The following is a 14,876-nucleotide window of genomic DNA, read 5'->3' as shown; positions in this document are numbered from 1 at the left end:
AGGCACGGGGGAGGATGAGGCTCATGGCGCTCCCGATCGATCCCGCGCGACGAGAACCGTCGCGACCGGACGACGGTTGGCGCGCGTTGCTCGGCTCGAGTGACGAATCCGACGAGGACCTCGCCCCGCTCGCGTTGGGCGTCGAGCTCCGCTATCGCGAGGCTCGTGGGGGAAATCCCTGGGTCGCGCGCCCCCTGCGCGCGGCGACACCGCGCGACGTCGCTCGGCGGTCGGGGGAGATCTTCCTCGGCATCCGCCCCCTGGAGCGCAGCGCTGCCAGCGGGTCCTGGGTGCAGGGCGGCGCGACGTGGGATGCCGTTCGGCGGTCGTCGGCGCGATACGGCCGCGAGCGATCCCGCTGGTTCGCGGATCTGTTGAGCATCGCTCGGGATTCTCTGCTCTCTGGCACCGCGGGCGATTGGCTGCTGGTAGACCACCTCGAGTCCCGCTTGCTGTGGTCCCATCTCCGGGCGGGCGCTCTCCTCGGCATTGCCCTCGTCCCGACGCAGAAGAACGTCGACGTCGTCCTCGCCGACCGAGTGTCGGTGCGCGCGGAGATCACGCGGACCGACGAGGGCGCTCTCGAAGTCTCCGGCGTCGTCGAGCTCGACGATGAGACGGTCGCCGCGGCCGACGTCCGACCGATCGGCCGCAGCGGCGTCTATGCCGTGACCTCGCACGGGCACCGGGTGCGGGTGGCTCTGGCCGAGATCCCCCTCACCGATTCCGTACACGCGTTGCTCGCCGCTCCCCGTGCTCTGGTGGTGCCGCGCGCCGACGAAGAGGCGTTCGTTCGCGAGGCCTACCCGCTGCTCGCGCGGCGAATCGACGTGCGCAGTACACGCGTCGCGCTTCCGCCGCTGCCCCTGCCGACGCTCGTCCTCCGGCTCGCCTTCCATCGGGGCGACACGGTGAGGTTCGCCTTCGAGTGGGGCTACCTCGGGTTCGGTCGGGTGCCCTTCGAGGATTCCGCGCACGGCGTGCGCGATCGGGCGGCAGAGATCGCGCTCCTCGGGCCGGTCGCCGCGGTCTGGCAGCAGACGACGGGGGAGGCGCTCAGCCAGGCGGGTGCGTTCCACGACGTCGAGGCTGCGGAGTTCGTCACGCATCTTGTGCCGCGGCTCGAGATCGAGGGCGTCGCCGTCGAAGTGTCGGGTCGGCGCAAGACCTATCAGGAGCTGACGGGGGAACCCGAGGTGACGGTCTCGACGGTCGAGTCCAGCGACCCCGACTGGTTCGATCTCGGCGTGCTGGTTCGCATCGACGGCCGCCTGATCCCTTTCGAGCCGCTGTTCACCGCTCTCACGAAGGGCCGCAAGAAGCTCCTGCTCGTCGACGGCAGCTACTTCTCGCTGCAGCATCCGGCGCTGGATCGACTGCGGGAGCTGCTCGAGGAGGCGGCCGAACTCGACGAATGGGAGACCGGGCCGCGCATCAGTCGCCACCAGACGGATCTGTGGGAGGAGTTCGAGGATCTCGCCGATCAGGCTCTGCCCGCCGTCAGCTGGCGTGCCACGGCCGAAGGCCTGCGCGCCTCCACCGGCGTGCCTCCCGCGCGGATGCCGCAGGGGATTACGGCAGAACTGCGCGCCTACCAGAAGGAGGGGTTCGACTGGCTCGCCTTCCTCTGGGAACACCGGCTCGGGGGGATCCTCGCCGACGACATGGGGCTGGGCAAGACCCTGCAGGTCCTCACGCTCATCGCGCACGCTCGCGAATCGGGGGAGCGTCGCCCCTTCCTCGTGATCGCACCGACGTCGGTCGCCGGTGCATGGAAGTCCGAGGCTGCTCGATTCGCCCCCGGACTGACCGTGCAGGTGCGCGGTGCGACGCGTTCGTCCGGGCTCGCCGAGCCGTTCGGCACCGATGTGGTCGTCACGACCTACGCGATCGCCCGTCTCGACGCGGATGCCTTCGCCGCGGTCGAGTGGGCGGGGATCGTTCTCGACGAAGCGCAGTTCGTCAAGAACCCCGCGACCAAACTGCACCGCGCGATCTCCGGATTCCGCTCGGACGTCACGATCGCGGTGACGGGAACCCCGCTCGAGAACAGCCTGAGTGAGCTCTGGGCGCTCCTTCGACTGACCGCGCCGGGGCTCTTCCCCTCCGCGCGGAAGTTCCGCGAGCGCTACATCCAGCCGATCGAGCAGGGCAAGGTCCCCGAGAACGAGGAGGGCGGGCCGTACCGCCAGCGCCGCCTGGCGCACCTGCGTCGGCGGATCCGTCCCCTGGTGCTGCGGCGCACCAAGGAATTGGTGGCTTCCGACCTCCCTCCGAAGCAGGAACTGATACTCGAGGTCGAGCTCAGCAGTGCGCACCGAGCGCTGTACGAGGCGGTCTTGCAGCGCGAGCGCCAGAAGGTGCTCGGCCTGCTGCCGGATCTCGATCGCAACCGATTCATCGTGTTCCGCTCCCTTACTCTCCTGCGGATGCTGAGCCTGTCTCCGGCTCTCATCGACGCGAACGATCGCCGGATCGGGTCGCGCAAACTCGATGTCCTGCTCGAGCGCGTCGCCGAATTGCAGGAGGAGGGACACCGGGCGCTCGTGTTCAGCCAGTTCACGTCGTTCCTCGACCTCGCCGCCGAACGGCTCTCCGCGGCCGGCGTCCCGTACGCCCACCTCGACGGCTCCTCACGGAGCAGAGAGGCGATCATCGACGGGTTCCGCGACGGTGTGCAGCCGGTGTTCCTCATCAGTCTCAAGGCCGGGGGCTTCGGCCTGACGCTGACCGAGGCCGACTACGTGTTTCTGCTCGACCCCTGGTGGAATCCGGCGGCCGAGGCGCAGGCCGTCGACCGTACCCACCGGATCGGGCAGTCCGCGCAGGTCTTCGTCTACCGCATGATTTCGGTCGGGACGATCGAGGAGAAAGTGCTCGATCTGCAGCGGCGCAAGGCCCGGCTCTTCTCCGCGGTGATGGATGACGACGCCCTCTTCGCGCAGGCGCTCACGGCCGAGGACATCCGCGGCCTCTTCGACGAGTAGCCCCGCGGCGAGTTATCCACGGCCGGGTCGCCGGAGACGCACAGCACGGCGCGGGTAGAATCGGTGCCGTCCAGGAGGGCGCTCGAACACGGGCGTCCGGGATGCACCAGGAGGAGCGCAATGCGGATCACGGGACTCGGCCATGCCGGGATGTTCATCGAGACGGTCGGCGGGAATATCATCTGCGACCCCGTGCTCGGCCCCTCGTTCTTCGGCTCCTGGTTCCCGTTCCCCGACAACCGCGCCCTCGACTGGGAGCGCTTCGGGCGCGAGGCGGACTTCCTCTACATCTCGCACCGGCACCGCGACCACTTCGATCCGAAGCTGCTGGAGCGGTACATCCGCAAGGACATCGAGGTTCTGCTGCCGGAGTATCCGATCGATGATCTCGAGCAGGACATCCGGGCGCTCGGGTACACGAACATCACCTATGCGCCCGCCGGCGAGATCATCGAGCGCGGCGATCTCAAGATCATGATCACTCCGCTCCGCGCCCCCAGCGACGGGCCGATCGGCGACTCGTCGCTGAGCGTCGACGACGGTACCGGGTCGGTGCTGAACCAGAACGACTCGCATCCCCTCGACCTCGAGAGCCTGCTGCACTTCGGCAAGCCGGACGCGTACTTCACCCAGGTCTCCGGCGCGATCTGGTGGCCGATGGTCTACGACCTTCCGATGGACGCGAAGCAGAGCTTCGCGCAGCTCAAGCGCGAGGCGCAGAACAAGCGCGCGATGTACTACATCGAGAAGGTCGACGCGCCGCACGTCTTCCCGATGGCGGGCCCGCCCATGTTCCTCCGCGACGATCTCTTCGACTTCAACGGAACGGGTCGCAACGGAGAGTCCATCTTCACCGACCAGAAGCAGTTCCTCGCGCACATGAAGGAACTGGCGCCGCAGTACGACGGCCAGCTCTTCGTCCCCGGCACGGTCGTCACGGTCGCCGCCGGTGAGGTCATGACCGAGCAGACCCTGTACACGGCTGCCGAGATCTCCCACATCTTCGATGAGAAGTGGGACTACCTCGAGGAGCAGCGCGCGAGTCGGCAGCAGGAGATCCGCGACGAGGAGGCCTCACGCGCGCCCGCGCTGCCCGCCGAGGAGATACTCGCGGCGATCAAGGAGTGGTGGGAGCCGCTGCTGAAGAAGTCGCGCACCATCCGACTCGGCGTCGGCGGCAACGTCCGCTTCCGCATCGGCGACCTCGACATGGTGGTCGACTTCCCGCGCGCCAAGGTCCGGGAGTACGCGGGGGAGGAGTGCGTCTACTGGTACACGATCCCCGCCGACCTCGTCTCGACGAACATCCGCGATCACGAGATCGACTGGTCGAACTCGATCTTCCTGTCGATGCAGTTCCAGGTGGGCCGCAGCGGCAAGTTCAACGAGTTCCTGACGACGTTCCTCAAGTGCCTCTCGGTCGATCGCATCGAGTACGTCGAGAACTGGTACCAGGAGCAGACCGATCAGACCGAGGACGCCGAGATCGGCGACTGGCTGGTGCAGCGACGCTGCCCGCACCTGCGCGCGGACCTCACTCGCACCGGAACGGTCGACGGAGACGGCATTCTCACCTGCAGCATGCACGACTGGAAGTGGGACCTGAAGACGGGGCGCTGCCTCTCGACGAGCGGTCACCCGATCCGCTCCTCGAAGCTCGAGGAGCCCGCCGGCGACATGCTCGCCGAGGCGAGCTGACCGCGTGACGCTCCCGGAGCATCCCGAGGGACGGGGGCGGGACGCCCGCACGTCGCGACTCCAGTGGAAGGGCTTTCTCCGCGGGGCGCGCTGGGTTGTCACCTCCACCCCGGAACGACTTCTCCGTATCGGCAGCGACTTCCTCGTGGCAGAGGGTTTCGATCCGCGCGACGACGGCTATGCGGCGCTGCTCGACGAGCAGGGATCGGAATGGACCGCGATCGCCCTCGAGATCGGCAACGAGGAGCGTTCGCGTCGCGGGTGGTGGCAGGGTCTCCTGACCGATGACCTTCCGTTCCCGCTCCCGCGCTTCCTCCAACCGAGCATCCCGCCCACGATCGTGGTCGTGGCCGCGCGCCCGGTATCGCGAAGCGTCGCCGAACTCGTCGTGTTCCCGCACACGTCCAGGCGCGGCGATCCGACCTACGCGTCGGCGGCGGCTCCGCGCATCTCCGCAGCGATCGAGCGGATCTCCGCCGCCGCTGGGGCGGAAGGGGCGATGCTCTCGCACGAGACCATGCGCGGCATCCCCGACGACGGCAATCCAGCCTCGCAGCAGATGGTGCGCGACGTGCTCGGATGGCGCTGACACCCCGCTAGACTGGTGACGAAAGCAACCTTTAACACCGTCCTGTGAGGCGGAGAAGGGAGCGGCTGATGAGTGCACGCACCGTCCTGCACGAAGCCGATATCTCGCGGGCTCTGACCCGTATCGCGCATGAGATCCTCGAATCCAATCGAGGGGCCGACGACCTCGTCCTGCTCGGCATCCCGACCCGCGGCGTCACCCTCGCCCACCGCCTCGGCGCCCTGATCAGCGACATCGCCCAGCGCCCCGTTCCCGTGGGCGCGCTCGACGTCACGCTCTTCCGCGATGACCTCGCGAAGCATCCGACGCGTTCGCCGCATCCGACCGAGATCCCCGCCGGCGGTATCGACGGGCGCACCGTCGTGCTCGTCGACGACGTGCTCTTCTCGGGGCGCAGCATCCGCGCCGCGCTCGACGCCATCCAGTCGATCGGACGCCCGTCGGTCGTGCGGCTGGCGATCCTCGTTGACCGCGGTCACCGCGAGCTTCCGATCCGCCCCGATTTCGTCGGCAAGAACATCCCGTCCGCGCGCACCGAACGGGTGAACGTGCGCCTCGTTGAGAACGACGGGGCCGAGGAGGTGACGATCGGCGAATGAGGCACCTCCTGGACACCCGCACCCTCGACCGCGCCACCGCTCTGCGCATCCTCGATGTCGCCGAGGACATGTCCGACACGCAGTCCCGCGAGGTCAAGAAGCTCCCGACCCTTCGCGGCAAGACCGTCGTGAACCTCTTCTTCGAGGACTCGACGCGCACCCGCATCTCGTTCGAGGCGGCCGCGAAACGCCTCTCGGCCGACGTCATCAACTTCGCAGCCAAGGGCTCCAGCGTCTCGAAGGGCGAGAGCCTCAAGGACACGGCGCAGACCCTCGAGGCGATCGGCGCCGACGCCGTCGTCGTCCGCCACCCGGGCTCCGGTGCGCCGCAGACACTGGCGACGAGCGGATGGATCTCCGCCGGTGTCGTCAACGCCGGCGACGGCACGCACGAGCACCCCACACAGGCGCTGCTGGACGCGTTCACCATCCGCAAGCGCCGGTTCGGCGCCGACAGCCGTGGCCGCGATCTCTCCGGAGTACGCGTGGTGATCGTCGGTGACGTGCTGCACTCGCGGGTCGCGCGCTCGAACGTCTGGCTGCTCTCGACGCTCGGCGCCGATGTCACCGTCGTGGCACCGCCGACGCTCGTTCCGCAGAACGTGTCGCTGTGGCCGATCCGCGTGGTCTACGACCTCGACGAGGCCCTTGCGGACGAACCGGACGCCGTCATGATGCTGCGCATCCAGCTCGAACGCATGAACGCCGCGTATTTCCCGACTGAGCGGGAGTATTCGCGGCGGTGGGGACTCGACGCACGGCGTGTGGCGGGTCTTCCGGACGGTAGCATTGTGATGCACCCCGGACCGATGAACCGCGGACTGGAGATCTCCTCCGAAGCGGCCGATTCGCCACGCTCCACGGTGCTGGAGCAGGTCACCAACGGGGTGTCCGTGCGCATGGCGGTGCTGTACCTGCTGCTGGCAGGAGAACGAGACGACGAACGAGGGGGAGACCTGTGAGCGAGACCCTCGTCATCACCGGCGCGAAGCTACTCGGCACGGAGAGTGCCGACATCATCATCGAGAACGGCCTGATCGCCGAGACCGGCAGTGGTCTCAACCGCGCCGGTGCCCGAGTGATCGACGCGGACGGTCTGGTCGCGCTCCCGGGTCTGGTCGACCTGCACACGCACCTCCGCGAGCCGGGCTACGAAGCATCCGAGACCATCCTCACCGGCACGCGGGCCGCGGCATCCGGCGGATTCACCGCCGTGTTCGCGATGCCGAACACCTCGCCGGTCGCCGACACCGCCGGCGTCGTCGAGCAGGAGCTCGCGCTGGGCGAGGCCGCGGGCTACGCCACGGTGCAGCCGATCGGCGCCGTCACCGTCGGTCAGAAGGGTGAGCGTCTCGCCGAACTCGGTGCAATGGCATCCTCCCGTGCCCAGGTGCGCGTCTTCAGCGACGACGGCTTCTGCGTCTTCGACCCGCTCATCATGCGTCGCGCCCTCGAGTACGTGAAGTCGTTCGACGGCGTGATCGCCCAGCACGCTCAGGATCCGCGTCTGACCGAGGGCGCCCAGATGAACGAGGGCACCGTCTCGGCGGAGCTCGGGCTCACCGGGTGGCCGGCCGTGGCGGAGGAGTCGATCATCGCGCGCGACGTGCTGCTCGCCGAGCACGTCGGCTCGCGCCTGCACGTCTGCCACCTCTCGACGGCCGGATCCGTCGACATCATCCGGTGGGCGAAGAAGCGCGGGATCGCGGTCACCGCCGAGGTGACCCCGCACCACCTGCTCCTCACGGACGAGCTGGTGCGCGGATACGACGCCCGCTACAAGGTCAACCCGCCGCTGCGCCGCGAGGAGGACGTGCTCGCCGTGCGCGAGGGGCTTGCCGACGGGACGATCGACATCGTCGCCACCGATCACGCACCTCACCCGAGCGAGGCGAAGGCCTGCGAGTGGCAGGCCGCGGCGAACGGGATGGTGGGGCTTGAGAGCGCTCTGCGCGTCGTGCACCAGTCGATGGTGCAGACCGGACTGCTCGGGTGGGACGACGTCGCCCGCGTCATGAGCGCGACTCCCGCCCGGATCGGTCGCCTCACCGGCCACGGTACACCGCTCGCCGCCGGGCAGCCCGCGCAGCTCGCGCTGTACGACGCGTCGGTCGAGGGAGTCTTCACCGAGACCGACCTGCACGGGCGCAGCACCAACTCGCCCTACCTCGGGCGCGCTCTGCCCGGTCGGGTGGAGTACACGGTGCACGGTGGCCGACTGACGGTCGACGCCGGCTCCCTCGTCGAGGGCCTGAACGCATGAGCGCACGGGACATCGCGATCGCCATCACCATCGCCGTGGCACTGCTCGTGCTGCTGACGATGCTGCTGGCCTGGCGACGACGGCAGCGACGCGACTCCGACATCGTCGCTCCCCTGGGAGTGCCCGAGCACGCCGAGGTCGCGTCGCGTCACGAAGTGCTCTACGTCTCGACGACCAAGCACGACCAGCCGCTCGAGCGCCTCGCGATCTCACCGCTGGCCTACCGCGCACGCGGTGAGCTCGCGATCACGGACCGCGGCGTGGCGCTCTGCCTCGACGGAGCACCGACCGTGTTCCTCGCTTCCTCCCGCCTGGTCGACATCGACCGCGCGACCGTCACGATCGACCGGGTGGTCGAGCCGGGCGGACTCGTGCGGATCGACTGGCGGGCCGACGATGACACCGTCGTCGATTCCTACCTGCGACTCGCCACCGGCGATCCCCAGAACCTCATCTCCGACCTGCGACGGCTCATCCCCGCCGCTCACGACACAGGAGCCACCGAATGACCGCTCTTCCCGAATCCGCCGTCCTCGTCCTGGAGGACGGCACCCGCCACACCGGCCGCGCCTACGGCGCGCGCGGCACCACGCTCGGCGAGGTCGTCTTCTCGACCGGCATGTCCGGCTACCAGGAGACGATCACCGACCCGTCGTACGCGGGCCAGATCGTGCTGCAGACCGCTCCCCACATCGGCAACACCGGGATGAACGACGAGGACCCTGAATCCCGCCGGATCTGGGTCGCCGGCTACATCGTGCGCGACCCCTCGCGCGTCGTCTCTAACTGGCGCGCGAACTCCTCGCTCGACGATGTCCTCGTGCAGGACGGCATCGTGGGCATCAGCGGCATCGACACCCGAGCCATCACTCGCCACATCCGCTCCGCCGGCTCCATGCGCGGCGGCATCTTCTCGGGAGCGGATGCCGCGCTCGACGCCGAGGAGCAACTGCGCATCGTGCGCGAGGCGCCGCAGATGGCCGGCCAGAACCTGTCCGCCGAGGTCTCGGTCGACGCGGTGACGATCACGACCGCGCTGGGGGAGCGGGTCGGTAACCTCGCCGTCCTCGACCTCGGTGTCAAGCAGGCCACGATCGACAACCTCGCCGCCCGCGGCTTCGAGGTGCACGTGATGCCGCAGACCTCGACCATCGAGGACATCCGCGCGATCGACCCCGTCGCCGTCTTCTACTCGAACGGCCCCGGCGACCCCGCGGCATCCGGCGACCACGTCGCGCTACTGCGCTCCGTGCTCGACGAGGGGCTGCCGTTCTTCGGCATCTGCTTCGGCAACCAGCTGCTGGGCCGCGCGCTCGGTCTCGGCACGTACAAGCTCCCGTTCGGTCACCGCGGCATCAATCAGCCGGTGCTCGACAAGTCCACGGGTCGCGTCGAGATCACGGCGCACAATCACGGGTTCGCTGTCGATGCTCCGCTCGACGGGTTCTTCGACAGCCCGAACGGCTACGGCAAGGTCGAGGTCAGCCACATCGGCCTCAACGACAACGTGGTCGAGGGACTCCGCGCCCTCGACATCCCCGCCTTCTCGGTGCAGTACCACCCGGAGGCCGCGGCAGGCCCGCACGACGCCAACTACCTCTTCGACCGGTTCCGCGACCTGGTCATCGCCAGCCAGAAGGACGCCAAGTAATGCCCAAGCGCGACGACATCAACTCCGTCCTCGTCATCGGCTCCGGCCCGATCGTCATCGGCCAGGCCTGCGAGTTCGACTACTCCGGCACCCAGGCGTGCCGCGTGCTCCGCGAGGAGGGCGTCCGCGTCATCCTCGTCAACTCCAACCCCGCGACGATCATGACGGACCCGGACTTCGCCGACGCCACGTACGTCGAGCCGATCACCCCCGAGGTCATCGAGACCATCATCGCCAAGGAGAAGCCGGACGCGATCCTCCCGACCCTGGGCGGCCAGACCGCCCTCAATGCCGCGATGGCGCTAGACGAGCGAGGCATCCTCGCCAAGTACGGCGTGGAGCTCATCGGTGCGAAGGTCGACGCCATCAAGAAGGGCGAGGACCGCCAGATCTTCAAGGAGCTCGTGATCGAAGCGGGCGCCGAGGTCGCGGCATCCGTCATCGCGCACTCGATGGACGAACTGCTGGCCGGCGCCGAGAAGCTCGGATACCCGCTCGTCGTGCGGCCCAGCTTCACCATGGGCGGCCTCGGATCGGGCTTCGCGTTCGACGAGGAAGACCTCCGCCGCATCGGCGGCGCGGGCCTGCATGACTCGCCGACCACCGAGGTGCTCCTCGAGGAGTCGATCCTCGGCTGGAAGGAGTACGAGCTCGAGCTCATGCGCGACACGTCCGACAACACGGTCGTCGTCTGCTCCATCGAGAACGTCGATCCCGTCGGCGTGCACACGGGCGACTCGATCACCGTCGCCCCGGCGCTCACCCTCACCGACCGCGAGTACCAGAAGATGCGCGACATCGGCATCGACATCATCCGCGCCGTCGGCGTCGACACCGGTGGCTGCAACATCCAGTTCGCGGTGAACCCCGACAACGGACGCATCATCGTCATCGAGATGAACCCGCGCGTCTCGCGCTCCAGCGCCCTGGCCTCGAAGGCGACCGGTTTCCCGATCGCCAAGCTCGCGGCGAAGCTCGCCCTCGGCTACCGCCTCGACGAGATCCCGAACGACATCACCGGTGTGACGCCGGCGAGCTTCGAGCCGACACTCGACTACGTCGTGGTGAAGGTGCCCCGTTTCGCGTTCGAGAAGTTCCCGGCCGCCGACGTGACGCTCACGACCACCATGAAGTCGGTGGGCGAGGCGATGGCGATCGGCCGCAACTACGCCACTGCCCTTCAGAAGGCGCTGCGCTCCCTCGAGAAGCGCGGCTCCAGTTTCCACTGGGGACCGGAGGATCGCACGGTCGACGAGCTCCTCGAGATCTCGAAGACGCCGACCGACGGCCGCATCGTGGTGCTCCAGCAGGCGCTGCGCAAGGGCGCGACGGTCGAGCAGGCCTTCGCGGCCACCGCGATCGACCCCTGGTTCCTCGATCAGATCGTGCTCATCAACGAGGTCGCCGAGATCGTGCGCACCGCTCCCGAGCTCGACGCCGCGACCCTGCGCTACGCCAAGGAGCACGGCTTCTCCGACGCGCAGCTCGCGGAGATCCGCGGCGAGAGCGAGAACGAGATCCGCGGCGTGCGGCACGGTCTCGGCATCCGCCCGGTCTACAAGACGGTCGACACGTGCGCCGGGGAGTTCCCCGCCCTCACTCCGTACCACTACTCGAGCTACGACTTCGAGACTGAGGTCGAGCCGTCCGAGCGCACCAAGGTCGTCATCATCGGGTCCGGTCCGAACCGCATCGGGCAGGGCGTCGAGTTCGACTACTCCTGCGTGCACGCGTCGTTCGCGCTGTCGGATGCCGGGTACGAGACCGTCATGGTCAACTGCAACCCCGAGACCGTGTCGACCGACTACGACACCTCCGACCGTCTGTACTTCGAGCCGCTCACGCTCGAGGACGTGCTCGAGGTGCTCGACGCCGAAGCCGCGAGCGGCTCCATCCTGGGTGTCGTCTGCCAGCTCGGCGGGCAGACCCCGCTGGGGCTCGCGAAGGGCATCGAGGCCGCCGGATACACGATCCTCGGCACCAGCCCCGCAGCGATCGACCTCGCCGAGGAGCGCGCGCTGTTCAGCGGCATCCTCGACGACGCCGGCCTCGTGGCGCCCCGCCACGGGACCGCGATCGACGTCGACGGAGCGGTCGCCGTCGCCGAGGACATCGGCTACCCGGTGCTCGTGCGCCCGAGCTTCGTGCTCGGCGGCCGCGGCATGGAGATCGTCTACGACACCGAGAGCCTGCGCGACTACTTCGTGCGTACGGCGGGCGAGGTCGTCATCGAGGAGGGTAAGCCCCTCCTGGTCGACCGGTTCCTCGATGACGCGATCGAGATCGACGTCGACGCCCTGTTCGACGGCACCGAGCTGTACATCGGCGGCGTGATGGAGCACCTCGAGGAGGCCGGCATCCACTCCGGCGACTCGAGCTGCACCCTGCCTCCGGTCTCGCTCGGACGCAGCGACATCGACCGGGTACGCACCGCGACCCTCGCGATCGCCCAGGGCGTCGGCGTGCGCGGCCTGCTGAACGTGCAGTTCGCGATCAGCGCCGGCGTGCTCTACGTGATCGAGGCGAACCCGCGCGCCAGCCGCACGGTGCCGTTCGTCTCGAAGGCTCTCGGCATCCCGCTCGCGAAGGCCGCCAGCCGGGTCATGGCCGGTGCCACGATCGCCGACCTGAAGTCCGAGGGCATGCTGCCCGAGAACGACGGCTCGCGCGTGCCGCTCGGCTCACCCGTCGCGGTGAAGGAAGCGGTCCTGCCGTTTAAGCGCTTCCGCACCAAGGACGGCAAGATCGTCGATTCCGTGCTCGGACCCGAGATGCGCTCGACCGGTGAGGTCATGGGCATCGACAAGGACTTCCCGACGGCGTTCGCGAAGAGCCAGGCCGCGGCCTACGGCGGCATGCCCACCTCGGGCACCGTGTTCATCTCGGTCGCCGATTCCGACAAGCGGGCCGTCATCCTGCCCGCGCACCGGTTGCAGCAGCTCGGTTTCACGATCGTCGCGACCGAGGGCACGGCGGAGATCCTCTCCCGCAACGGCATCGCGGTGCAGGTCGTGGAGAAGTTCAGCGAGACCCAGGAGTCGGGTGCGCAGAACATCGTCGACCTGATCAACGACGGAGCGATCGACATCGTCGTGAACACCCCGTCGGGCGGCACGGCGCGTGCCGACGGTTACGAGATTCGTGCGGCGGCCGTCGCGGCCGACAAGGCCCTGTTCACGACCATCGCCGTGCTCGGCGCTGCCGTGAGCGGCATGGACGCGGCCGACGAGGGCTTCGATGTGAAGAGCCTGCAGGAGTACGCGCTGGACCGTCAGGCCGCGGTGTGAGCGCAGGTTTCGGTGAGCGGGCGCGCGCGGGGATCCTCGCGCGCGGCCCGCTCTGCGTCGGGATCGATCCCCATGCGGCGCTCCTGGCTTCATGGGGTCTGACCGACGACGCCCGTGGTGTGCGCGAGTTCGGTCTGCGGACCGTGGATGCCGTGGCCGACCGCGTCGCCTTCGTGAAGCCGCAGGTCTCGTTCTTCGAGCGCTTCGGGTCCGCCGGTTTCGCGGCGCTCGAGGACGTCCTGTCCGCAGCTCGGCGCGCGGGTCTTCTCGTGATCGCCGATGCGAAGCGCGGAGACATCGGAAGCACCATGGATGCGTACGCGGCCGCCTGGCTCACTCCGGGGTCGCCGCTCGAGGCCGACGCGCTGACGGTGAACCCGTATCTCGGTGTCGGAGCCCTCGACGGTGCTCTCGCCCTGGCGAACTCGCACGACAAGGGACTGTTCGTCCTTGCGGCGACCAGCAACCCCCAGGCGCGGTCCCTGCAGGCATCCGCGGGACTGGACGGCTCGACCGTTTCTGCTCAGGTGATCGCCGAGGTGTCCGCACGCAACGCCGTGGCCGTCTCCGACGGCGAGTGGGGGAGTGCCGGCTTCGTGATCGGCGCGACCGTGGACTGGACGGATGCCGCGATCGCGGCGTTCACCCCACCCGCTCCGATCCTCGCCCCCGGGTTCGGGGTGCAGGGCGCAACCCCCGCGGATCTGCGGGCACGATTCGGTGCGATGGCGTCGTGCGTGATCGCGAGCGAGAGTCGGAGCGTGCTCGAGGCCGGCCCGAACGGAGTGGCCGATGCCGTGACCGCGCGCGTCGCCGAGTACGAGGAGTCCCTGAATGTCTGATGCCCGGGTGGTTCCGGAGGTCGATCGTGCCGCCGCAGCGCGCAAGGCGGTCGAGCGCCGTCGCGCACGGGCGTCGCTCAAGCGCGACCTGACGACGCGTGTGGCGACCCCGCAGGCGGTGCTGCGCCGCGCGACGGAGGACGCGGATTCGGTCGAGGGGTCTCTGCGCATCACCGACTTCCTCCTGGCTCTCCCGGCGATCGGGGCGGGCAAGCGCGATCGGATCCTAGACGAGCTCCGGATCTCGCCGGTGAAGCGTCTCGGCGGCCTCGGCGTCCGTCAGCGCGCGGTGCTGTCGGAGTGGCTCGACGGACGTTTCCCGGTGCCGGAGCCCCGCGGGGCTCGAAGCCGTCTGCTCGTTCTCGCGGGTCCGACGGCGGTCGGCAAGGGCACCGTCGCGGCGCACATCCGCGAGAACCACCCGGAGATCCACCTCTCGGTGTCGGCGACCACACGCGCGCCACGCCCGGGGGAGGTCGACGGGGTTCACTACTACTTCGTCGACGACGCCGAGTTCGATCGGCTCATCGCCGAGGGCGAGCTGCTGGAGTACGCGGTCGTGCACAATCGTTCGCGGTACGGCACCCCGCGGGCGCCCATCGACGCCGCACTGGCCGAGGGGAAGACGGTTCTGCTCGAGATCGACCTCCAGGGTGCACGCCAGGTGCGGACGGCCGAACCCTCGGCGACGCTCATCTTCCTGCTGCCGCCGAGCTGGGACGAACTCGTGCAGCGGCTCGTCGGACGCGGCACCGAGGGCCCCGAGGAACGCGCCCGCAGACTCCGCACCGCGAAGGTCGAGTTGGCCGCCCAGAACGAGTTCGACCACCTCATCGTGAACGAGACGGTCGCCGCCGCGGCCGACGAGGTCGTAGAATTGTCTTCAAGCTCTGCGCGCTGAGTGCTCTCGCGCGCCCATCGCACCGTCTTCGCGACGATCCCGTCGCCTGATCAGGAGGT

Annotated in this window: 11 protein-coding genes; all 11 read left to right on the top strand. The window is 68.8% G+C overall.

The features are described 5' to 3' along the window. Positions 1-23 precede the first annotated feature (23 nt). Positions 24-2,987, top strand: a complete 2,964-nt coding sequence (locus ACFY9N_RS08390) for an SNF2-related protein (protein WP_391478000.1) — start codon at positions 24-26, stop codon at positions 2,985-2,987. A 120-nt stretch (positions 2,988-3,107) separates the two neighbouring features. Beyond that, the gene (locus ACFY9N_RS08385; RefSeq protein WP_391477998.1) at positions 3,108-4,685 is read left to right on the top strand and encodes a Rieske 2Fe-2S domain-containing protein; all 1,578 of its coding nucleotides are present in this window, start codon (positions 3,108-3,110) and stop codon (positions 4,683-4,685) included. A 145-nt stretch (positions 4,686-4,830) separates the two neighbouring features. Further along, positions 4,831-5,274: a hypothetical protein gene (locus tag ACFY9N_RS08380; RefSeq protein WP_391477997.1), complete on the top strand. Its 444-nt coding sequence runs from the start codon at positions 4,831-4,833 to the stop codon at positions 5,272-5,274. Between the two features lie 68 nt (positions 5,275-5,342). Then, positions 5,343-5,873 (top strand): bifunctional pyr operon transcriptional regulator/uracil phosphoribosyltransferase PyrR, encoded by a 531-nt coding sequence (pyrR, locus tag ACFY9N_RS08375; protein ID WP_391477995.1) that lies wholly within the window; start codon positions 5,343-5,345, stop codon positions 5,871-5,873. Further along, entirely contained in the window at positions 5,870-6,835 is a 966-nt protein-coding gene (locus ACFY9N_RS08370; RefSeq protein WP_391477994.1) for an aspartate carbamoyltransferase catalytic subunit, read from the top strand. Before pyrR ends, ACFY9N_RS08370 begins: the two co-directional genes overlap by 4 nt. Beyond that, complete coding sequence (locus ACFY9N_RS08365) at positions 6,832-8,136, top strand: dihydroorotase (RefSeq protein WP_391477992.1); 1,305 nt, start codon at positions 6,832-6,834, stop codon at positions 8,134-8,136. The genes ACFY9N_RS08370 and ACFY9N_RS08365 overlap by 4 nt, the downstream gene beginning before the upstream one ends. Continuing rightward, positions 8,133-8,645, top strand: a complete 513-nt coding sequence (locus tag ACFY9N_RS08360; protein WP_391477991.1) for a hypothetical protein — start codon at positions 8,133-8,135, stop codon at positions 8,643-8,645. The genes ACFY9N_RS08365 and ACFY9N_RS08360 overlap by 4 nt, the downstream gene beginning before the upstream one ends. Then, on the top strand, positions 8,642-9,787 hold the full coding sequence (gene carA, locus ACFY9N_RS08355) for a glutamine-hydrolyzing carbamoyl-phosphate synthase small subunit (protein WP_391477990.1): 1,146 nt from the start codon (positions 8,642-8,644) through the stop codon (positions 9,785-9,787). The genes ACFY9N_RS08360 and carA overlap by 4 nt, the downstream gene beginning before the upstream one ends. After that, a complete protein-coding gene (gene carB, locus ACFY9N_RS08350) occupies positions 9,787-13,074 on the top strand; it encodes a carbamoyl-phosphate synthase large subunit (RefSeq protein ID WP_391477988.1) in 3,288 nt (1,095 codons plus the stop codon). Before carA ends, carB begins: the two co-directional genes overlap by 1 nt. Further along, positions 13,071-13,916: an orotidine-5'-phosphate decarboxylase gene (gene pyrF / locus ACFY9N_RS08345; RefSeq protein ID WP_391477987.1), complete on the top strand. Its 846-nt coding sequence runs from the start codon at positions 13,071-13,073 to the stop codon at positions 13,914-13,916. The genes carB and pyrF overlap by 4 nt, the downstream gene beginning before the upstream one ends. Further along, positions 13,909-14,817 carry a guanylate kinase gene (gmk, locus tag ACFY9N_RS08340; protein ID WP_391477986.1) on the top strand — a complete coding sequence of 303 codons (909 nt, stop codon included), beginning with the start codon at positions 13,909-13,911 and terminating at the stop codon, positions 14,815-14,817. Before pyrF ends, gmk begins: the two co-directional genes overlap by 8 nt. Positions 14,818-14,876: the final 59 nt, after the last annotated feature.

The sequence above is a fragment of the Microbacterium sp. NPDC008134 genome, from assembly GCF_042957055.1.
Taxonomy (GTDB): domain Bacteria; phylum Actinomycetota; class Actinomycetes; order Actinomycetales; family Microbacteriaceae; genus Microbacterium.
This window is presented reverse-complemented; position numbering and strand designations above follow the sequence as displayed.